Origin of the sequence: Lysinibacillus sp. LK3, from assembly GCF_001043675.1 — a bacterium.
Lineage (GTDB): Bacteria > Bacillota > Bacilli > Bacillales_A > Planococcaceae > Lysinibacillus > Lysinibacillus capsici.
Genome location: NZ_LDUJ01000014.1, coordinates 519,181 through 538,817, shown reverse-complemented (window position 1 = coordinate 538,817; position 19,637 = coordinate 519,181). Strand labels below are relative to the sequence as shown.

Genomic DNA, 19,637 nt, shown 5'->3' with positions numbered 1-19,637 from the left:
TTTCAGCATCAGATGGCTTCTTCGTTTACAGTTTTATTCATTGTCCCAAATCGGATAATATGACTCGTAGATTGGGTAGCTATAATAAGGTGGTCTTACGCCAATGGTTGGTGTTAACCAGGTGTCATTCAAATAATGGATCTCAAGTGTAGACGCTTCATTTTCTAATAATCGCGTAACTTCTGGGAAAAATTCAACCTCCATTTTCAGTCCTCCTGTTTCCTTCACGGCTTGTTTGGATGTTTAACACAAAAAGCTAAGCTTTCATAGTATATGTGGAAAAGGAGGGATTGGTTATTACTAATCCGAATGACAAGGACTATCGTGAATTATTAGCACAAATCCACTTTTATCAAAAGTGGTTTGAGGACAATAAAAAGGAAGATCCATACCCGCAATATCCTGTCTATGGGAAGATTACGCAATATAAAGAAGTGCCACTTACTCAACCTGAACAAAGACAATTACGCCAACCGGGATTGGAAAGCTTAATGGTTCCTAAGCCCATCATAGAAAATCCTCATTATAAAGGGAGTGGTAAATTAAAGGGAAAAGTGGCGCTTATTACTGGGGGTGATAGCGGGATGGGTGCAGCTGCTGCCATTGCCTTTGCGAAAGAAGAGGCCGATGTGGCCATTGCTTATTTAGATGAGCATGAAGATGCGCTAAGAACGAAAAAAAGAGTTGAAGAATTAGGACAAAAATGTCTGCTGCTTCCTGGAGATCTTCGCTTTAAAAAACAATGTGTAGACATTGTTTCCGAAACGATGAACACTTTTGGTCAATTGGATATTTTATGTAACCATGTTGGGATTCAATTTCAGCAAAATGAGCTGACAGACATCACGGATGAACAGTTTGATGAAACCTTTAAATTAAATGTATATGCTCACTTCTATACGACAAAAGCCGCTCTCCCTTATTTACGAGCAGGAAGCTCCATTATTGGCACTGCCTCCGTTGTGGCTTATGCTGGAGAACCTTTACTCATCGATTATTCTGCTACAAAGGCGGCTATCGTAGGCTGGACTCGTTCCCTAGCTAAAAGCGTTGCCAAAAAACAGATTCGTGTCAACGCGATAGCCCCTGGCCGTATTTGGACACCACTTATTCCTTCTAGCTTTTCCTCTGATGAAAACGCCTTACATGGAACTAATTTATTTAACCGAATGGCTCAGCCCTTTGAAGTCGCCCCTACTTTTGTCTATTTAGCATCAGATGATTCGAGGCATGTTACAGGGCAAGTCTTGCATGTAGATGGTGGCGAATCAACCAATTCATAATCGACATTATATTTAAAATATGTACTAAAAGTTTTCTATTAAATGAAAATATAAATTCATCCATAGCAGACAAGGAAAATCCACCTTTTTTATCCATGATGCCTAGGATTATACCTATAATAAAAGCTTTACACCCTTATTTCAATTACTTTTCAATTTACTTACAGTGGTAATGTTCTTAAGTTCTTTCACATACATTAATGTCGGGATAGCACCTTTAACATCGCCCCCAAGATGTTTTTGTACAATGCTATCCCTTTTTACATACTCTGTTAGTTGGAGCTTTCCCCAAGATTTAATTCATTAATAAGCCGTTGCATTGTTCTTGGGAAGGTTCTCCTCATTCCATCAGGCTAATAGGACTGTGCGGCATTACATAAGCCACTGCGATTTAATACCGTAGTCTTTAATTTTGAACTCTCACAAATAAATGTCATCAAAATAGTTATTGATAGTGTTCCAAGTATTTTCCTTCTTCGAAAATTTCTTTTGCACTTAAGGCTGTCCAATCCTCTGGTGTTTGATTAGGATGCAAGTCAAGATAGGATTTAACCATCTTATAGCCTTCACTGTAACCATAATTTTTCGGTAACCCTTTTCCACCATATAAGATGTCTGAGGTACGATTACTGTCGTACTTATGTAAATCAGGTTCTACTTTAGACCATAATTCCTTGTTGTAAGTTACATTCTTCGCTGTATAGCCGTAGTCGGGATAAACGGTTTTTTCAAACATGACCGCTTTTCCTTCAAAGACGATATTATCCAATACCGAAGCTCCGACATCTTTATTGAAATATTTTTCCGCCCAAACGCTGTGATGGTATTCGTGGGCAACAGTTGACTTTATACCATCATCCAAAACATTTAGATTAAGCGGGAGGATTATTTTGCCCGCTCCAACTGCGAAGGGTATTCTATTATTGGTTGCTGAAGGGAATACACAAACGGCTACATCTCTTTGAGAGGGTAAGAGGTCTGCGGATTTCAATAACGATTCTTGAATGAGTTGATTGATTTCTGCTTTATGCGTCTCCATTTTTTCACTCACCACTTGAATTTCTGTTAACCCTGTAGGAACCGTAGTAAGCAGGGTTTCTGCCATATGATAATATTCCCCATTTTCAAAACAATCCTGGTAGATCGGTTGAATAACTTCCTTATTGTACAAATCCAGAGTTTCCGAGCTTGAAAGATTCGGATTCTCTTTGAGCTTTTCCATATACGGATAAAACAGTTGATTGGCATGAATGATTTTGTATTTTTGTTTGGTTTGAGGGTGCTCAAATGAGAGCACCATCTCTTCATCATCTGTTATTTGCTTTTTCTCATGAAGTTGGCTCTCACTTTTTTCTGTTGGTGTACAGGCAGCAAGCATAAGTAGTAAGAGACCTAGAATAAAGGTGATTCCCTTTTTAAATTTCATCCATTCTCCTCCCGATCGTTAGTAACTAAAAATTCTTTATAACCCCATATATAACTTATATTACCATAAAAATAGTAATGAAAGAATGATTGATTTGTCAGTATTTAGTTAGCATCTCCACAAACAGAGTGTACGATTTTGTGAAGGTAAGAACCTCTAGCCACGCCTTTCATATATTATAGTGAAAGGAGTGGCTATTGTGCCTTGGCAACATAAAATTCCGTATTTAATCGGTCAGCCTGTTGGTGTTTCTTTTACAAATGGTCAAGGAACTTCTGGTGTCCTCTGTGGCGTATCGGGAGGAAAACTGCTTGTTCTTGAATATTTGTATCAAAGTCAATTTGCCTTAAAGCAATACGACCTTCATATGATTCATGATGTGAACGGCTTCCCCCCTTGTCATACGCAGCAGCCGTTATACTAAAAAAACATCCTAGAACGGATGTTTTTTTACATCGTGTTGAATACCAATACAATTAGTAGAATTTGTTTCATTATTCTTGATGCTATACAGGCTAACAACTAACTCAAGCTACTATTCCATCATAATAATAAAGTAAAGCTTTCACCTCTTTATTCCCGAATGAAGGGACAACTCATTTTTTCTCTACTCGCTAACACCCCCCTTTTGTCCAATACATACTTTAAAAGAAAGAAAGAAAGGAGGTGTGTTTCATGAGTTACTGTAATTTCAATAGTTACTGTGGCGGGGACAATGGAAGCGGCAATAGCTCTACATTCGTGCTTATTGTTGTACTATTCATCCTTCTTATTATCGTTGGTGCTAGCTTCATGTGTTAATTGATCGTCTCAGGCTTTAGCCTCTGTTCCATTACAGAAGCTAAAGCCTTTTTAGCATGAATCGCTACCACAGCTATTCAAATCTCCTCCCTTTTCGTTTTATTCTAGCTCATTCATTTTTACTCACAATTAAAAGTTAGTAATTTAGATAGATAACTATCTTAAACCGCTAGCTTCACATAATAATAGTAGTGTAAAGTTCTTGTAACTTTACTTTACACTCCTTTTGGTACTTGGGGTCACTTTCGTCCGAGTGACCCTGTTCTAGCAACACACATTTAGTTTCTCCTTTTCCCTATCAAGCGGAATCATCGGAACATTCCTACAACAAATTCGTTTTTATAGGAAGGAGGAAAACAATGGGAATTAATTTAAATCTCTGGTCATTTATCTTATCTTTGGGCTGTATTCTTTTATTTTTTCTATCAGGTTCAATGAAAGACTTCTTTGACACCTATCTTCATTTCCATCCATTACTGTTGACACTACTCTTGTCTATTGCCTGTTTCTACCTAAGCCTGGTCGGTATGAAAAATGTTAAAAATTTAACGACCTTGCTTCGAGGAATTTTAACAATGGTCATTACACTTATTGTGATGATTAGTATTTCTTTTATTTTACTTTTTGGTACCCTTTTAAGTTAAAATGACCTACCCCCACATTATTTTAATACAAGCCTCCTTGACGAACGTTTGTTCTCTGGTTAAACTATTAGAAAAGGGGGCTTTTTTATGCAAGAAACAACGAATATTGAGTTAGTACATTTCTCTGAAAGCTATGTAGAGCAGTTAAATCGTTTTGAATTACCTGAAGAACAACACCAATTTACGGCACTTCCTCAAGAGATTTCAATCGAGAAGGTCGGACAGTATCCAATTGTGATTTTAAGTGGTGGCGTACCTGTCGGCTTTTTTGTGCTTCATGCAACGGACAGAGTCCAACAATATTCTAGTAATCCTCAGGCAATGTTACTAACTGCCCTGTCCATCGATCATCAGCAGCAAGGTAGGGGCTATGCTAAAAAGGCTATGTCTGCACTTGCTGATTTTGTGAAGCAGGAGTTTAAAGAATGTAATGAAGTAGTGTTAGTCGTCAATCATAAAAATATAGCTGCACAGAATTTATATGTCAAAGTGGGCTTTATGGATCATGGAGAAAGAAGAATGGGACCTATTGGTGAGCAAATCGTTATGAATTTGCCATTGTAAAGAAATCGTCACTCATTTGCTTTTCAAAATGCGAGACGTACCTTACAAACAATGGAATTCTATTTTCCCCTACCATCTCTAAGAATTTCATTGTTACACCTCCACTCCCTGGCATATAAGCTTTTCCTTCACGAATTCAACTGCTATGAGGCATGTTTGTACAGTATAATAAGGTCAATTAGCTATAGAAAAGGTGGAACTAGACATTGAAAAAAGAGATGTGGCTATGGTTATTAGGAATTTCTCTACTAGCTGGATGTAGTGTTACTGTTCCAAACGAGACAGTAAACACCCCTGCTGAACAGGTCTCATCACAGCTGGAGATACAGCATGAGGCTCCATTGATCGCCGTTTCCGATGATGAGAAGGTGAAATTATTTGCACGAAATGAAGCACAAAATGAAATTACAGAGGTAACTTTAGATATTGATGGTAAGCGGAAAAATTTTGACTGGACAATCCCTGATACAGGAACTAAACCTCAGTTATTCTATACAGATCTGACAAATGATCATAAGGAAGAGGCTGCTATTATTATCCAAACTGGACGAGGGACAGGCCTTAATCACTATGAGATTCATGTGGTAAATGGAGAGGATTTATCGGAGATGAATGTCCAACATTATGAAGACATCGTTGCACATACTATTGAATCAACGATTACGAAAAAAGATGATGGCACATTAGCGATTACGATGAAAGCACAGGGAAAAGAATCTACATTTGATTATGACTTTGATCCAGCACCAGATATCAAGCAAGCGCAACTTGCTTTCGGTGGTGTGGTCATTTATACAGTAGAAAATCAAACAATAATGTTAAACATCCCTGGATCGATTGGCATCTCACCTATCTATGTAGCCGATGTTCGTATTACCTATGAATTTAATCGTACTAACAATGAGTTTCTTGTTGAGCAAATTGATGTGAAACCTATCGAGAAATAAAGCCGCCAAAAGCTGACCACTCCTGTCATCAGCTTTTGGCTTTTTCGTCGTAGACGTAAGCCTAGGCATTGTGTAAATGTTTATTCATTAGCTCTTCGACTTGGGTTTTTAACGCTTGATTGGCATAGCGTAGTACCTCATCATTGCCTGCGGTAGCCACCTGCACATCACTAAAATAGTCATCAATCCGATGCCAGCCAACTAATCGTATTTTTTGTTGGGCGAGCTGACGTTTTAATTGAAAATAATCTTTGTGTAGCTGCTTTAATAAGGCATCCATAGCAGGTAAAAATACACGCTTCATCTTAAAATGTTCCGCCACTGTTAGGTCGTGCTGCAAGGATTTCACAGCTAAATCAAGCAGCAAATATTGATGTAATAATCGTCGTTGCTCTCCATTAATCACATCCATCATCTTCTATACGAGCAGCATAAATGTATCTTAACGGGATGGGCTTCGTTGTGGTAATGGTTTCTAGTAGCAGCCGGTCCTCGTTCATCGCTTGAATGGTACCTCCCCATTGCACATAGTCACCATGTTCCCATATAGTTAACATAATATAGTTATGCTGTGTGAATGCTTGTATGATTATTTGCTGTAATTCTTCAAGCTCCCATTCAGCATGTTCCCGAGGCAACTCTGTCAACACCTCTTGTTTCCATGCCTTCAAAAGCATTAAATGCTCTGGTAGCATCATCGCTGTCCATTTCATCGTTCCTCTATCTCTTATCATTTTTTCCACTCCTTATGCTAAATGCCCGCCCACTAAGCGATTCCGTGAAATAGCTGTACCAGCGCTGGTATAGGAGGCTGCGCGTAATAAGGCCACCACTCCATATTTTCTACGAATCGCATCCATGACATGACCAATGACCTGTCGCTGGTCCTTACGCTCATCAAATAAATCAAGCTGAATGCTACGCTCTGGCTCTAAGTTTGTCAGTCTAACAGATAATTGACGCGCTGGCTCACCCGCAAAATGCTCATCTAGTAAGTCCAGACAAGTCTGATACATAACAAGGGTCTCATTGGTTGGATTTTCGATGGTTCTTGAGCGATGGAACCCCTTCGTCATCGCATTGCGACTGTAAGAGAGCCCCAAGCTAACAGTCCGCCCGACATAGCCTGCTTCTCGTGTACGTCGCATCACATCCTCACACATTTCTAGGAGTACAACCGCAATATCCTTTCGTGTGTGATAATCCTTCATGAGCATTTGGCCCTTCCCAAAGCTTAATGCCGCATTGTTCACCAATGGCTCACCTAATGTGGAGAGATCAATGCCCCATGCATGGTAATAGTATTGATTACCCATAATACCAAAGCGCTTTTCTAATTCGGCTAAATCGGCATGGGCTAATCCACCGACTGTTTGAATGCCCATCGCATTTAAATTGGCTGCCATCTGTTTCCCAATCCCCCACATATCAGATAAAGGACGCACTGGCCAAAGCTTTGTTGGGACATCGGCATAGGTCCATTTGGCAAAGCCTGTTTTTTTTGCCTCTAAATCTAATGCTAATTTAGCCATCAACATGTTTGGTCCCATGCCAATGGCGGACGGAATGCGAAACTTTTCATAGATGTCTTCCTGAATCAATTTGGCTACCTGCTCAGGCGAACCCCAAAGTTGCTCCGTGCCTGTTAGATCTATAAAGCTTTCATCCACACTATAAACATGGATTGCCTCTGGAGGGACATATTGTGCAATCAGACGCGTAATGGCCATGGACATCTCTAGAAAAAAGGACATTTTTGGTTCAAACAACTTAATATCTGGATGTTTGGGAATTTCATAACGTCGATTCCCTGTTTTAATGTTAAATTTTTCTTTCATCACTGGTGATGCAGCCAGCACAATACTGCCAGGTTGTTCAAAATTACCAATGATAGCAATTGGATCTGTCAGCACATCTAGCCCTTCTAGCATGGCAATACAGCTTGCATAAAAGCACTTCATATCAATACAAAAAATATCTTTCTGTGGGAAGTCGTTGTAATTCATATCACCTCAGACTCCCGTTGGAGAATGGGCAGAAGTGCTAGAACATTGTTAATATGAAACGTACGCTTCGCTAGCCTTGTAAAACAAAAGGCGGTAAAGGAATCACCTTTAATGTGGATGATTTTCACGCGCCTTTTCGTAATGGCACCTGATTTCGCTATATACATCATGTGAACGATTTGGTGACGATGCATGGCTTTTATCAACTGTTCTTTCATGTTGAATGCTCCTTTACTGACTCTGTTTGCGTTCATGTTGAACAGAGTTTTTGATAACTAAGAACAAACGTTTGTGTTTTTATTATACGCACGTATGTTCTGAAATAGAAGTGGTAATTTTAGCTAATTTTTTATCCAGACAGAGGCTGACTGTAGCTAGGCATTTGTGTAAGTCTAGAAGTACCTAAAACATAATCTATGATGATGAATAGCTCAATTTATATGAGAAAGGATGTAAGTATCAGCTCAAATATCGATTATAGCTCCCCTTCTGCAGCGTTCACTTTTGATGTCAATAAAAGTACGCTTTTTAAAAAAGACTCCCGAAATTACATTAATATTCTCGGTGTGGAACAATTAAATACATTAGAAAATACATCTTTGCTTGATATTTTTTTAAGTAAAGACAATGTCATCGAGCCACATTACCATCAAAATGCTGCAGAGCTTGTCTATTGTATTGCAGGAGCAGCAACGGTTTCTCTATTGAATCCCTTTACCAAGAAAATTCAAAACTATCCTATCAAGCCTGGGCAGGTTGCGAATGTACCACAGGGCTGGTGGCATTATGAAGTAGCCACAGAAGATGACACGCATCTACTTGCTATTTTTGATGCACCAACGCCAGAGGTCATTTTAGGCTCTGATATCTTAAAATTCACACCAGCCAATATTATGGCCCATACGTATTGTTTAGATGAAGAACAATGGAAGAAAACGATTGCACCGATTGTTCCTACGACTTATATCGGACCAGCAAAAGGCTGCAATCGTGTCCAATCAGCAACCGATCAAGCCCCTTATAAACCAACCATGCCACAGCAATATATGAAACCATGTCCATACCCTTATCCCTATCGTTACCCTCCTATGTACCCTTATGGCACCTACTATTAGCGACCTCTTATACATTTTTTATTGTAAAAGATGAATAGAATGTCATTTACTGCTACATCCTAATCTTAAATCAATCTAAGAGTTAGGAAGTGTCAGGATGACAATGATAAATGAAAATCTAGCATCGCTACGATTTAAGGAGGTTTTCAAGCTTTGGTCACAGCTTGGGATCAATCAAGGCTATATTGCTTCCAGTCATGCTTTTTTTAAGCATACGCGTGATAAAAACTTAAAAATCCTTACATTGGAATTTATTCAATGTTTAAAAGAGGAAAATAAACAGCTAACACTGCTATTAAAGGAAAACGGTGTGCTGGCACCAACAGCATCGATAGAATACAGTAAAATGAAAATAACGGATATTCGTGGGAAATCTTTCATTAATGATGGCGAAATAAGTGCTATTTTATCGATGAATATTGCCTCTTCTTTGATTGCCGTAAGCCAAGCTTTAGAGCTAGCAGTAAAGAAAACACATCTAACCAAATATAGTGAACTCCATATGCGTTATGCGCTACTTGGAGCGAGATTGATTGACCTAAGTAAGAGTAAAGGCTGGTTATTAGCCTCTACACACTAAAAAGAAGCCTCCGTTTTAATAACTAACGGAAGCTTCTTTTTTTAATCTTTATCGATTTCTCACGAACAGTAGCTTATACCATTGATTGACTAGGAATGGTAACACCGATAGGCTATAAATAAAGCCTAGCTGAGCAGGTGTTAATGGAGCTACCTCAAAGACCGTTGTAAGCATCGGCATAAATAAGACCATGTGTAAACTTAGCACACCAATGATAAAGGCGAACCACGTATATTTATTCGAAAATACACCAATCGCAAAGATGGATTGTTTGGATCGAGAATTAAAGCCATGCACTAACCTTGACAGGCATAGTGTTGTAAAGGCCATCGTGCTTGCTGTTAACGTATCGCCTGTCGATAAACCGATTTGAAACGCAATAATGGTGGAGATGGCGATTAATATCCCTTCAAGCACAACTTGTGTGGTAAATTTTTTATTTAATAAAGGAGTATGAATGTTTCTAGGCTTGTCCTTCATTGTTTTCTTATTATTTGGCTCTAAACCGATGGCAATAGCAGGCAGACTATCTGTTAATAAGTTGATGAATAGAAGATGGACAGGTGCAAAAGGAACAGGTAAGCCCAGAACCGTTGCATATAACACGACAAAAATAGCGCCTGCATTTCCAGATAATAAGAACAGAATGGCATTTTTAATATTTGTATAGATGCTACGGCCATTGGCGATTGCTTTAACAATTGTTGAAAAATTGTCATCCGTTAAAATCATGGATGAGGCATCTTTTGCAACCTCTGTGCCTGTTACGCCCATAGCCACCCCAATATCTGCTTGCTTCAAAGCAGGTCCATCATTGACACCGTCTCCTGTCATGGCCACCACATGTCCTTTATCCTGCCATGCTTTAACAATTCGAATTTTTTGGGCTGGTGTAACACGGGCATAAACAGAATAATCCTGTACTTTCTCTTGCAGCTCTTGATCAGTTAAGCCTTCGAGCGCATGTCCCTCTATAGCTTCAGCTGGATTTTGCAAAATACCAATTTGTTCGGCAATCGCGGTTGCTGTAATTTTATGGTCTCCTGTAATCATGACGGGTTTAATACCTGCCTTTATACAGCTTTCCACAGCCTCTTTCGACTCTTTTCTTGGAGGGTCCATCATCGCTACTAAGCCGACAAAGATTAAATCTCGTTCCGCTCGTGGATCGACTTTTTGTAGAGGCAATACCTCCTTATAAGCAATGGCTAACACCCTTAAACCATTCATAGAAAAATCACGATTCACCGCCTCGATTTTCTGGCGATGCTGCGGGGTTATCTCAAAAATACCTGTTGATGTTTTGATTCGCGTCACTTTGGGTAAGAGTACATCCAGAGCACCTTTGGTAATCATGATGGGCTGCTTGTCCATCTGATTGACAGTGCTCATAAGCTTCCTCGTCGAATCAAATGGAATTTCAGCCAATCGTGGATATTGCTCACGTATCTTCAATTCGTCTAACCCATACTGTTTCCCCAATTTCACGAGCGCAATTTCTGTAGGATCACCAATTTCTTTGTGGTCACGCTCGACAGCGTCACTACATAAAAGCGCTTTTACCATTAGTTCTTTTTCCACTGGATTTATTGGATTGAGCCAATCATGAGGAATTTTCTTCTGGTCCACAAAAACTTCCTGTACTACCATTTTATTTTCTGTTAAAGTACCTGTTTTATCAGAACAGATGACCGATACACTCCCCAAGCTTTCCACAGCATAAAGCTTGCGGATGATCGCATTTTCCTTTGCCATCTTTTGGGTGCCAAAAGCTAATACGATGGTCACGATAGAACTTAAAGCCTCAGGGATAGCCGCCACAGCAAGAGATACAGCAAACATAAAGGATTCTACTAAGGCTCGTCCTCGGATAAGATCAATCGTAAAGATTGCTAAACAAATCAGCGTAATCCCTAAGGCTAATTTTTCACCGAATTGATCGAGACTAATTTGTAATGGCGTTTTCTTTTCCTTGGCTGTATCGAGTAAATTCGCAATTTTTCCGATTTCCGTCTGCATCCCAATTGCCGTAACCATCACGATGCCACGTCCATTGGTCACAAAGCTTCCAGAGTACACCATATTTTTCTTATCCGCAATGGTGATATTCTGCTTCCGAATGGGGTCTGTACTTTTTGCCACAGCAATCGATTCGCCTGTAAGAGAGCTTTCGTTGATGTGTAAATTATGGCTTTCTAGTAGTCTTCCATCCGCATTAATATAATCTCCCGCCTCCAACATCAGGAGGTCCCCTACTACAATTTCTTCAGAAGGAATTTCTACTAGTTGATTATGACGCATGACCTTGGCAATGGGAGAGGTCAATGCTTTTAGATTATCTAATGATTGTTCAGCCTTCACATGCTGCACTGTACCTAAAATGGCATTTAAAATAACCACGATCATGATCACAATGGTGCTTTCTACTTCTCCTAGTAGAAAGGAAACGAAGGCAGCAACGAGTAAAATGATGACCAATAAATCTTTGAATTGGCCCATAAAAACAGCCAACGTACTTGTCTTTTTCCCTTCCTCTAATACATTGTAGCCATAGACTTGTTGCCTCTTTTGGACGTCATCATCAGTCAAACCTTGCGTGGTGACGTTCAATATCTTCATGACTTCAGCAGTTGATTGTTGATGATATTCAGTCATTGAGTTCTCCTTCCATTTACAAGATTTGAAAGTCTCCTACTATTTTTCTTAAAAATAATATTCGCTCTTAAAATCTCAAACTTCTCAAATCTGTAAATTCATTAACTACAACAATCTATTCCATAGGTAATTAGAGTATGCTAAGAAACCATAGAGAATTTAATTTTGGGAAGTGTACGAAAATAGATTCATGCAAACCAATTAAAAAGGTATTGGGATGGCTTTCCCAATACCTTTCAGGGCTATCGTTCGATTATGAATGATGATGTGCTGACTGATAATCTACGTGCTGTTCCTGTCCAAGAGGTGCCCTTTTAATAGAAAAGATCGCGCAGCCTAATGCACAAAGAACTAGAATTGTACCAAAGCTAGCTAGGTGCATAACGGACCCTGTCCAAGCAAACATTGCGCCACCAACTGCTGATCCGATAGAAATACCAATTTGCAGGGCAGCTGTATTTAAGCTTTGCTGAATATCCGATGATTGAGGATCCGCCTGAATTAAGTAATTTTGTAATGGCGGTGTCAGTGCCCAGCTCAACGCACCCCATAAAACCGTAAATACTAAAAACAGTGGAAGGGCAATAATTGTATAAGGAATACTAAATAAGACAATGGCAAAGGCTGAGACAATTAAAATTATGGCTTTACTTGTGCCAATTTTATCACTCACCCATCCACCTACAGCATTCCCACTAACAGAGGCAATACCAAAGATTAAGTAACAGATACTAATCCATGAAGCATTCATATCAAATGCCTCTACTAAAAATGGTGTTAAATAGGCGTAGAGCATGTAATGGCCCGCTAGCATAAATAGGGTAGTTAACTGTGCTGTCAGGATTTTCAAATTCGCCAGCGATTTAATTTGCGCCTTGAGTGGCACTACTTCTCCAATTGGCATTTTTTCAAGTAATAAAGCAATTAATATCATTGAAATCGTTGATAGGATACTAATACCTAAAAATACAGCTCGCCAGCCAAACGCTTCTGTAATAAAAATACCCATTGGCACACCGATCACCAGCGCAGAACTTACCCCCATAAAAACAAGCCCCAGTGCTTTAGCACGATGGCGAGGCTCTACGATTTTAGTTGTAATCGTTAATGATAAAACAATCACTAACGCTGTACTCATAGCTGTGAAAATACGTGCGATTAGTACAATGATAAACGTTGTACTAAAGAAGGTCATTAGATTTCCTAACGTAAAAATAAATAAAGAAATAAGGAATAAGCGCTTGCGTTCCACCTTGGCTGTCAAGGATAGTAGGACAGGCGCAGAAATCGCATAAACAAGTGCAAAAATAGTAATTAATTGTCCCGCTGTCGCTAAAGACACATCTAAATCCTCTGCAATATTTGGCAGGATTCCACCAACAATTAATTCAACTAACCCTACTGCAAAGGTAGTCACAGCAAGAATATAAACTCTCCAATTCATCGTAATCTCCCCTTCGATACACGTTCATTTTTGTAGGAGATTGTTTTAAAACAAACTAAAAAAATCCTGACTACAAAAATGAAGCAAAGTTTTGTAGTCAGGATTTTATGGTTCCTGGTAGAGACCCTCAATCCATATTATTGAGGTTATACAGATCAAATATTTACTTTAGCTATAGTAGCACATCAAAATTTCATTGACAATAGCTTTTTTCATAGAATTCATTGCCTCTAAAAATCTTTTTGGCAAGAGAAAATTTCGATTTTCTGCTTATATTTCGACGAATTTGACCATATATATAAACATACAATAACTATTTTACGAGGTGATTGTTTGCGTATAGTAGGATTTGTCTGCTATTTTTTAATACTATTTTATGGCGTAGAATTAGTAGAAGAAGCGTTCACAAATGAAGAACCAGCAATGCAATCTCCCATGAAAAGTAAGCCATCGCCCATCAAGGAAACCGTTGAAAATTCAAGGATTTGTGTCTATTATCCCACTTATAAAAGCTGTACCGATTTACCCCAACAATAAAAAAGAGGCTACTCAATGGAGTGACCTCTTTTTTCATCATTTTGAGCCAATATGAAAATGACTAAATGGATATAGTATTAATTTCGATTCACCATATACAGCATCCTCTGAAATTAAACCATAATGGCGACTGTCACTACTTTTTAGGCGATTATCACCAAGCACAAAATACATGCCCTCTGGCACTTCTTTTTCATTCACTAATTGTTCCAATGTAAAGTTTTCCGTAATGCGTAATTGATTAGGATCATCCGTTTGACGGTTCACATAATCTTCTTTATATGCTTTGCCATTGACGTACAATACATCATCTTTCATTTCCACTTTATCCCCTGGAAGACCGATAACACGTTTAATATATAACTCATCTTCGACAGGAGATTGGAAAACAATTTGATCAAAACGCTCAATTTTACTTGTTTTGCTTACAATAATAATATCCTTATCGTGATAAGTTGGATACATAGATGCTCCCTGTACTTTAATCGGCGCAAATAAGAATTGCTTACAGCCAAAAACAACAACAGCTGTAATGACAATAATTTTGATGTAGGATAATATTTCTTTTTTAAGATTGGATGTTTTTTCCGCTTGCATGCTCATTCCCCGATACTGTTTTTTTAATAGTATAACATTTTCTCACTATATATTGACGAATGAATCACACAAATTGTTTCCTATTCATAGAAAAATAGACAAGGCTACAAAGTAACATTGTCTAGAAATTGATATTTTACTGTTTCAACGTTATGAATGGTTAGTTTGTGTAGCAGAGTGATGCTGCTCGTTTAATAAATCTACTGCTAATACGATACCCACTGGTAATGCAAATGCTAATAAAATTGTGCCTACAATCATCACAATCACTCCTTTAACCATTTCTAATGTCAGTATACACTTAATTTTCTGATATTTCAAGAAATATCGAAAAATGATGAATAACAGCAAAAAAATCATTCAACTAGGCATGCACCCTACCTGAATGATTTTTTATCCCTTACATAAATAATTTTAAACATAATACTTGTAGGCCTCTAATTGCTGATTGGACTGGATTTTTTCGCACTTTACGTTTAGGTACATAGCTTTGCATGCAATGATTCAGCGCTGTATACCTCAGCACCTGGGTCCTCCCATTCATTCATCTCCCTCCCCTCGTGGCCAAAAAGTTAACAACTAGTATGCGACATTTGTAAGCAACTTGCTTACTTACTTTTTTAAATGGTTTTGTAAATCTGTTTGGATTTTTTGAAGCTCTGCCTCATTCGGAATATAGTACCAAATGCGGTTAATCCTTTCACCGTCTCCCTGTTCGAACGATAACTGCTCTATATCCTTATCCATTTTTTTATAAATACTTTGCAGCTGAATAAGATCCTTCACCGAAAAGTTCATGCGAACATTGTCGCCTAGTACATTCAACATATCAGTTGCTTTTAATAATGTTGATGGTGTGGAGGCTTTTTTCATCACCGCTTCAATGATTTGACGTTGTCGAATTTGGCGTCCAAAATCACCTCGAGGATCTTCATAACGAATACGAGAAAAAATAAGGGCCTCATTACCATCTAATGTGATTTCTCCCTTTGGATAATGGTATTCGTCAAAGGTTAAATCCATATCATTATCGATTGTTACGCCACCCAGCGTGTCAATAATTTGTAAAAAGCCCTCCATATTAATAAATACATAATAATCGATGGGTATATCTAAAAAATTTTCGACCGTATCCACAGCCATAGGGACGCCTCCAAAGGCATAGGCATGATTAATCTTATCTACCGTATCATGACCAACGATTTCTGTTCGAGTATCACGGGGTATACTAAGCATTTTCATCGTCTGCTTTTCAGGATTTACAGTGATTACAATCATGGTATCGGAACGTCCACTATCATCTTTACGTTCATCGACCCCAAGCATTAGAACCGAAAAGGGATCTTTTTTAATCACTGTTTTTTCTTCTGGTTGTGCTGCATCTGTTGTTTGAATAAGTGGTGTATTTATTTTATTCATAGTTTTTTGGATGGTAAAGTAGGCAGTACCTATAAAAATTAAAAAAATTGCTAATAGGCTACCAACAATCCACAGCCATAATTTTTTCTTGCTCTTTTTCTCTTTTGAGCGTTTCATGTTTTTTTCCATACATAAGTCCTTTCTTGCTTAACAATTTTGCCCCTCTTTTTGACGTATTAAGTTGGAAAAAAGTTTATCTAGTCTACTTATATGCATAATGAACGAAAAAAAGACGTACACTAGTATTTACTAAATTTACAACATACTATTCCCTCATTTGTCAATTATCTTCCTTTTACATTCATTTCCCTCTATCAAAATGATGCTATCTTAATTTATTGAAAATTCATTATTGTTGATATATACTATTTTTCAGATACAACGTCTCTATAATAGAAACGTTTTAGGAGGAATCACTCAATGTTTCAAAAAAGAAGAGAGCAGCTCGTTTCCCGTATGCAGCAACAGTCAATTGATGTAGCAGTGCTAGTGCCAGGGGCAAACATGTATTATTTTACAGGTCTTCAGTTAAAGCAAAGTGAACGCCTAACAGTAGTCGCTATTACTGCTCATCATCAATTATACTTTCTCGTTCCACAAGTAGAATTAACAAAAGTTGACTTGGGTAATGGAGGGACAATCTTATCCTATTCGGATGAGGAAGGACCGTCACAGGCCATCCAGCAACTAAAAAAAGAGCTAGGAACAGCGCAGACACTTGCCGTTGAGTTTGACACCATGCACGTGAAGGAACAGAAAGCTATCGAAAACCTTACATATGACACTTTATGTGATATCGGTGAAACCATTCGTGATATACGTATGGAAAAAGATGAACACGAAATAGCTCTCATGCGTCAGGCTGTACAGATCGTCGAAGAAAGTCTTGCAGCCACATTACCGATTATTCAAGCTGGTATTTCAGAGATGGAAGTCGCAGCCCAATTAGAATATGAAATGAGACGACGTGGATCAGAGGGAACACCTTTTGGAACCATTGTTGCTTCTGGTTATCGAGGTGCACTTCCTCATGGTAGAGCGAGCACAAAGAAAATAGAGATAGGTGAATTAATCGTCATAGATTTTGGCGCGATTTATAAGGGCTATGTGGCGGATATGACTAGAACAGTTGCTTTAGGAGAAGTTTCTCCAACGCTCAAAACAATTTATAGCATTGTGAAGCAAGCAAATGAAACAGCCATAGAAGCCATAAAACCAGGTATGACAGCTCATGCCATTGATGATCTGGCAAGAGACATTATTCGCGATGCCGGCTATGGCAAGTATTTCACACACCGACTTGGCCACGGCATTGGTTTAAGTGCACATGAAGAGCCTTATATGACGCAGCGGAATCAACTAGTGTTAAAGCCAGGCATGGCCTTTACCGTGGAGCCAGGTATCTATGTGCAGGATGTTGGTGGTGTTCGTATCGAGGATAATTTAATCGTCACAGAAAATGGTTACGAAAATTTAATGACCTATTCGAAAGAATTAATCATTTTATAAGGTTGGTGTGTACAATGATCGATATGAGGAAAATACAACAGGATATGCCGCTACTTGAACACTATATTTATCTAAACACAGCTGCTGCATCTGCCATGCCACAGCCAGTAGTGGATGAAATGACTAGCTATCTCCAAAAACAAGCAAGTATTGGTCCCTACTTGCCCTCTTTTCGTCAAGAAACGTATGCGCAAGTAGAGCGTATTCGAGAAAAAGCAGCATTGTTCATCGGCGCAACAAAAGAGGAAATTGCCTTTGTGCCAAACGGTTCAGTGGCGATTAATTATGTCGCAGGGGGCTTGCAATGGAAACAGGGAGATGAGGTCATAGTGCTCGACACAGAAATGTTGAGTAACTATGTGCCTTGGCTTGCCCTTCAGCAGCAAGGGGTTCAGCTGAAGGTGTTAAAAACCAATGATGAATATATGGTAGATTTATATGCACTTGAGCAACTCATCACACCACAAACAAAATTGATTGCCTTTGCCCATATGTCCAATGCTGCTGGGGCACTCCAGCCTGCCAAAGAAATATGTCAGCTCGCCCAGCAACACCATGTACTAACATTGATGAATGCCAATCAAACACTTGGTTTAACACCAATGAATGTTGCAGAGCTTGGCTGTGACTTTCTAGTTGCATGTGGACGAAAATGGCTACGCGGCCCTGAAGGATCAGGTATTTTATACGTACGAGAAGCACTCATTCCAACATTGACACCTATTATGATTGGCTGGGGCAGCACCCAGTGGGATTATCAAAACAATGCCTATTCTTTTGTAGAAACCGCTAAGCGTTTTGAACCAGGTTGTCCAATTATTCCAAGTATTTTCGGCTTAGGGGCAGCTATTGATTATGCGAACAATATCGGTATCCATCACATATATGATCGTGTAAAGCAGCTAACAAACTATTTAATTGAACAGCTTGCCACCATTCCAGGCATTGTCTTATATGGTCCTCAAAATAGTGCCCATCGATTATCGATTACGCCGTTTAACATTGAAGGGCTGTCACCAGATGAGCTAACCAATGCTTTAGCAGAACATGGGGTCATCATTGAAGCTGGCACATTTATGGCGAATACCATTATGGAACGCAATCAAATTTCTAAAATGGCCCGTTTTTCACCACACTATTTTAATACGTTTGAAGAAATTGACAAGGCCGTATCCATCATGAAAAAAATCCAAGCAAAGGCTCAAGATAGTTAATGTCTATCTTGAGCCTCTTTTTCATGCTTATTCATGATATAATTTAAAGCTGTATTGATCGAAATACCGTTGAATATTCATCGCTCCATATTGAAGAACATTCACCATATCAGGTAACTTCTCCTCTGTTGGCTTACGATAAATAGGGCCAGCAATTGTTAAAGAGGCAATGACTTCTTTTTTACTATTAAAAAGAGGTACACCTAGCCCAAATACTGAATGAGAGTACTCTCCTGTTGAAAAGCACCAGCCTTGCTGTTGTATTTTTTCTAAATCGGCTAACATTTCATCAGGGTCAGTAATGGTTTCAGGCGTTAACCTTTTCATCCCATGCTCCATAATCTCCTTTTTTCTCTCTTCAGGTAGATAAGCCATGATGACTTTACAAGATGCCCCGATATGTAGTGGTGTCCGCGTGCCAATCGACACTGAAAACTTAATGGTTTGAGAGCTCTCAGCTATTTCTACTGTGACACCATCTGTTCCATCCAGCCATGTTAAAAATACGGATTCTTTGATGGTATCTGCAAGGTTGATCATAATTGGTAAAACAAAGTCAGAAAGATTTAATTTATCTTTAACCATCTGGCCATATTCTAGAAAGCGAAGCCCTAATTCATATTTTTTTGTCTCAGGATTTTGAATAAGAAAGCCTTGTTTTTCGAAGGTTGCTAAAATCCGATAAATAATGGAGTGACTAATATCCATCTCTTTTGCTAGCTCACGAACACCCCATGTAGGATTTTCCTTATTAAAATATTTCAGTACCTCCAATGAGTTATCTAATGTTTTTAATGTCATTTCACACCTCAAATGTCTCTATAATAGAACCGTATTTTGATTATAAAATGAAGACGGACAATTTTCAATAAATTCAACTATTTTACAATTAGATT

23 protein-coding genes and 1 riboswitch are annotated in these 19,637 nt (G+C 38.7%); of the genes, 11 read left to right on the top strand and 12 right to left on the bottom strand.

Annotated elements, in window-relative coordinates:
* Positions 1 to 33 precede the first annotated feature (33 nt).
* The gene (locus tag VK91_RS22850) at positions 34 to 204 is read right to left on the bottom strand and encodes a hypothetical protein (RefSeq protein WP_167444824.1); all 171 of its coding nucleotides are present in this window, start codon (positions 202 to 204) and stop codon (positions 34 to 36) included.
* A 92-nt stretch (positions 205 to 296) separates the two neighbouring features.
* On the opposite strand from VK91_RS22850, the gene VK91_RS10600 reads away from it, so the two are divergent.
* Positions 297 to 1,283: an SDR family oxidoreductase gene (locus VK91_RS10600; RefSeq protein ID WP_036076497.1), complete on the top strand. Its 987-nt coding sequence runs from the start codon at positions 297 to 299 to the stop codon at positions 1,281 to 1,283.
* A 445-nt stretch (positions 1,284 to 1,728) separates the two neighbouring features.
* On the opposite strand, the gene VK91_RS10595 is transcribed toward VK91_RS10600, so the two are convergent.
* Positions 1,729 to 2,709 (bottom strand): DUF2268 domain-containing putative Zn-dependent protease, encoded by a 981-nt coding sequence (locus VK91_RS10595; RefSeq protein WP_048392490.1) that lies wholly within the window; start codon positions 2,707 to 2,709, stop codon positions 1,729 to 1,731.
* 199 nt (positions 2,710 to 2,908) lie between these two features.
* Here VK91_RS10595 and VK91_RS10590 point away from each other — a divergent pair, with 199 nt between their 5' ends.
* The 5 genes from VK91_RS10590 to VK91_RS10575 all read left to right on the top strand — a co-directional run bounded on the left by VK91_RS10590 (position 2,909) and on the right by VK91_RS10575 (position 5,665).
* Entirely contained in the window at positions 2,909 to 3,133 is a 225-nt protein-coding gene (locus VK91_RS10590) for a hypothetical protein (protein ID WP_004224247.1), read from the top strand.
* Positions 3,134 to 3,384: 251 nt separating this feature from the next.
* Positions 3,385 to 3,510, top strand: a complete 126-nt coding sequence (locus tag VK91_RS22450; protein ID WP_081011033.1) for a YjcZ family sporulation protein — start codon at positions 3,385 to 3,387, stop codon at positions 3,508 to 3,510.
* A 359-nt stretch (positions 3,511 to 3,869) separates the two neighbouring features.
* Positions 3,870 to 4,154, top strand: coding sequence for a hypothetical protein (locus tag VK91_RS10585; protein WP_036076476.1), 285 nt, complete (start codon positions 3,870 to 3,872; stop codon positions 4,152 to 4,154).
* 87 nt (positions 4,155 to 4,241) lie between these two features.
* Positions 4,242 to 4,718 (top strand): GNAT family N-acetyltransferase, encoded by a 477-nt coding sequence (locus tag VK91_RS10580; protein WP_048392488.1) that lies wholly within the window; start codon positions 4,242 to 4,244, stop codon positions 4,716 to 4,718.
* Positions 4,719 to 4,924: 206 nt separating this feature from the next.
* On the top strand, positions 4,925 to 5,665 hold the full coding sequence (locus tag VK91_RS10575; protein ID WP_048392486.1) for a hypothetical protein: 741 nt from the start codon (positions 4,925 to 4,927) through the stop codon (positions 5,663 to 5,665).
* 61 nt (positions 5,666 to 5,726) lie between these two features.
* On the opposite strand, the gene VK91_RS10570 is transcribed toward VK91_RS10575, so the two are convergent.
* From VK91_RS10570 to VK91_RS10555, 4 genes are read right to left on the bottom strand one after another with little or no spacing between them, the layout of a single operon-like run.
* The gene (locus tag VK91_RS10570; RefSeq protein WP_009370358.1) at positions 5,727 to 6,080 is read right to left on the bottom strand and encodes a hypothetical protein; all 354 of its coding nucleotides are present in this window, start codon (positions 6,078 to 6,080) and stop codon (positions 5,727 to 5,729) included.
* Positions 6,064 to 6,399, bottom strand: coding sequence for a YolD-like family protein (locus tag VK91_RS10565; protein WP_048392485.1), 336 nt, complete (start codon positions 6,397 to 6,399; stop codon positions 6,064 to 6,066). Before VK91_RS10565 ends, VK91_RS10570 begins: the two co-directional genes overlap by 17 nt.
* 12 nt (positions 6,400 to 6,411) lie before the next feature.
* Entirely contained in the window at positions 6,412 to 7,671 is a 1,260-nt protein-coding gene (locus VK91_RS10560; protein ID WP_048392483.1) for a UV damage repair protein UvrX, read from the bottom strand.
* Positions 7,668 to 7,889, bottom strand: coding sequence for a transcriptional regulator (locus VK91_RS10555; protein WP_048392481.1), 222 nt, complete (start codon positions 7,887 to 7,889; stop codon positions 7,668 to 7,670). Before VK91_RS10555 ends, VK91_RS10560 begins: the two co-directional genes overlap by 4 nt.
* A gap of 240 nt (positions 7,890 to 8,129) precedes the next feature.
* Between VK91_RS10555 and VK91_RS10550 the strand changes: the two genes are divergently transcribed.
* Positions 8,130 to 8,786 (top strand): cupin domain-containing protein, encoded by a 657-nt coding sequence (locus VK91_RS10550; protein WP_348638180.1) that lies wholly within the window; start codon positions 8,130 to 8,132, stop codon positions 8,784 to 8,786.
* A 97-nt stretch (positions 8,787 to 8,883) separates the two neighbouring features.
* Positions 8,884 to 9,366 (top strand): DUF3231 family protein, encoded by a 483-nt coding sequence (locus tag VK91_RS10545; protein WP_048392480.1) that lies wholly within the window; start codon positions 8,884 to 8,886, stop codon positions 9,364 to 9,366.
* Between the two features lie 48 nt (positions 9,367 to 9,414).
* Here the strand turns inward: VK91_RS10545 and VK91_RS10540 are convergent, their stop codons facing one another.
* Together VK91_RS10540 and VK91_RS10535 are read right to left on the bottom strand one after the other, a co-directional pair.
* Positions 9,415 to 12,021: a cation-translocating P-type ATPase gene (locus VK91_RS10540; RefSeq protein WP_048392479.1), complete on the bottom strand. Its 2,607-nt coding sequence runs from the start codon at positions 12,019 to 12,021 to the stop codon at positions 9,415 to 9,417.
* Between the two features lie 253 nt (positions 12,022 to 12,274).
* Positions 12,275 to 13,465: an MFS transporter gene (locus VK91_RS10535; RefSeq protein WP_009370354.1), complete on the bottom strand. Its 1,191-nt coding sequence runs from the start codon at positions 13,463 to 13,465 to the stop codon at positions 12,275 to 12,277.
* Between the two features lie 74 nt (positions 13,466 to 13,539).
* Positions 13,540 to 13,639: riboswitch (purine riboswitch) on the bottom strand.
* Between the two features lie 159 nt (positions 13,640 to 13,798).
* Here VK91_RS10535 and VK91_RS22685 point away from each other — a divergent pair.
* A complete protein-coding gene (locus VK91_RS22685) occupies positions 13,799 to 14,002 on the top strand; it encodes a hypothetical protein (RefSeq protein ID WP_036218669.1) in 204 nt (67 codons plus the stop codon).
* A 36-nt stretch (positions 14,003 to 14,038) separates the two neighbouring features.
* On the opposite strand, the gene lepB is transcribed toward VK91_RS22685, so the two are convergent.
* The 3 genes from lepB to VK91_RS10520 all read right to left on the bottom strand — a co-directional run bounded on the left by lepB (position 14,039) and on the right by VK91_RS10520 (position 16,147).
* The gene (gene lepB / locus VK91_RS10530) at positions 14,039 to 14,599 is read right to left on the bottom strand and encodes a signal peptidase I (RefSeq protein ID WP_048392477.1); all 561 of its coding nucleotides are present in this window, start codon (positions 14,597 to 14,599) and stop codon (positions 14,039 to 14,041) included.
* A gap of 150 nt (positions 14,600 to 14,749) precedes the next feature.
* Complete coding sequence (locus VK91_RS10525) at positions 14,750 to 14,860, bottom strand: hypothetical protein (RefSeq protein ID WP_004230560.1); 111 nt, start codon at positions 14,858 to 14,860, stop codon at positions 14,750 to 14,752.
* Positions 14,861 to 15,211: 351 nt separating this feature from the next.
* Entirely contained in the window at positions 15,212 to 16,147 is a 936-nt protein-coding gene (locus tag VK91_RS10520; RefSeq protein ID WP_048392475.1) for an LCP family protein, read from the bottom strand.
* A 291-nt stretch (positions 16,148 to 16,438) separates the two neighbouring features.
* Here VK91_RS10520 and VK91_RS10515 point away from each other — a divergent pair, with 291 nt between their 5' ends.
* Together VK91_RS10515 and VK91_RS10510 are read left to right on the top strand one after the other, a co-directional pair.
* Complete coding sequence (locus VK91_RS10515) at positions 16,439 to 17,527, top strand: Xaa-Pro peptidase family protein (protein ID WP_048392474.1); 1,089 nt, start codon at positions 16,439 to 16,441, stop codon at positions 17,525 to 17,527.
* A gap of 14 nt (positions 17,528 to 17,541) precedes the next feature.
* Entirely contained in the window at positions 17,542 to 18,741 is a 1,200-nt protein-coding gene (locus tag VK91_RS10510) for an aminotransferase class V-fold PLP-dependent enzyme (protein ID WP_048392473.1), read from the top strand.
* Between the two features lie 27 nt (positions 18,742 to 18,768).
* Here the strand turns inward: VK91_RS10510 and VK91_RS10505 are convergent, their stop codons facing one another.
* Positions 18,769 to 19,542 carry an IclR family transcriptional regulator gene (locus VK91_RS10505; protein ID WP_036077236.1) on the bottom strand — a complete coding sequence of 258 codons (774 nt, stop codon included), beginning with the start codon at positions 19,540 to 19,542 and terminating at the stop codon, positions 18,769 to 18,771.
* Positions 19,543 to 19,637 lie beyond the last annotated feature (95 nt).

Bases quoted from the DNA above. Each gene is read 5' to 3' on its own strand.
- VK91_RS22850 (WP_167444824.1), bottom strand. From the start codon at position 204: ATGGAGGTTGAATTTTTCCCAGAAGTTACGCGATTATTAGAAAATGAA.
- VK91_RS10595 (WP_048392490.1), bottom strand. From the start codon at position 2,709: ATGAAATTTAAAAAGGGAATCACCTTTATTCTAGGTCTCTTACTACTT.
- VK91_RS22450 (WP_081011033.1), top strand. From the start codon at position 3,385: ATGAGTTACTGTAATTTCAATAGTTACTGTGGCGGGGACAATGGAAGC.
- VK91_RS10585 (WP_036076476.1), top strand. From the start codon at position 3,870: ATGGGAATTAATTTAAATCTCTGGTCATTTATCTTATCTTTGGGCTGT.
- VK91_RS10580 (WP_048392488.1), top strand. From the start codon at position 4,242: ATGCAAGAAACAACGAATATTGAGTTAGTACATTTCTCTGAAAGCTAT.
- VK91_RS10570 (WP_009370358.1), bottom strand. From the start codon at position 6,080: ATGATGGATGTGATTAATGGAGAGCAACGACGATTATTACATCAATAT.
- VK91_RS10565 (WP_048392485.1), bottom strand. From the start codon at position 6,399: ATGATAAGAGATAGAGGAACGATGAAATGGACAGCGATGATGCTACCA.
- VK91_RS10560 (WP_048392483.1), bottom strand. From the start codon at position 7,671: ATGAATTACAACGACTTCCCACAGAAAGATATTTTTTGTATTGATATG.
- VK91_RS10555 (WP_048392481.1), bottom strand. From the start codon at position 7,889: ATGAAAGAACAGTTGATAAAAGCCATGCATCGTCACCAAATCGTTCAC.
- VK91_RS10545 (WP_048392480.1), top strand. From the start codon at position 8,884: ATGACAATGATAAATGAAAATCTAGCATCGCTACGATTTAAGGAGGTT.
- VK91_RS10540 (WP_048392479.1), bottom strand. From the start codon at position 12,021: ATGACTGAATATCATCAACAATCAACTGCTGAAGTCATGAAGATATTG.
- VK91_RS10535 (WP_009370354.1), bottom strand. From the start codon at position 13,465: ATGAATTGGAGAGTTTATATTCTTGCTGTGACTACCTTTGCAGTAGGG.
- lepB (WP_048392477.1), bottom strand. From the start codon at position 14,599: ATGCAAGCGGAAAAAACATCCAATCTTAAAAAAGAAATATTATCCTAC.
- VK91_RS10525 (WP_004230560.1), bottom strand. From the start codon at position 14,860: ATGATTGTAGGCACAATTTTATTAGCATTTGCATTACCAGTGGGTATC.
- VK91_RS10520 (WP_048392475.1), bottom strand. From the start codon at position 16,147: ATGGAAAAAAACATGAAACGCTCAAAAGAGAAAAAGAGCAAGAAAAAA.
- VK91_RS10515 (WP_048392474.1), top strand. From the start codon at position 16,439: ATGTTTCAAAAAAGAAGAGAGCAGCTCGTTTCCCGTATGCAGCAACAG.
- VK91_RS10510 (WP_048392473.1), top strand. From the start codon at position 17,542: ATGATCGATATGAGGAAAATACAACAGGATATGCCGCTACTTGAACAC.
- VK91_RS10505 (WP_036077236.1), bottom strand. From the start codon at position 19,542: ATGACATTAAAAACATTAGATAACTCATTGGAGGTACTGAAATATTTT.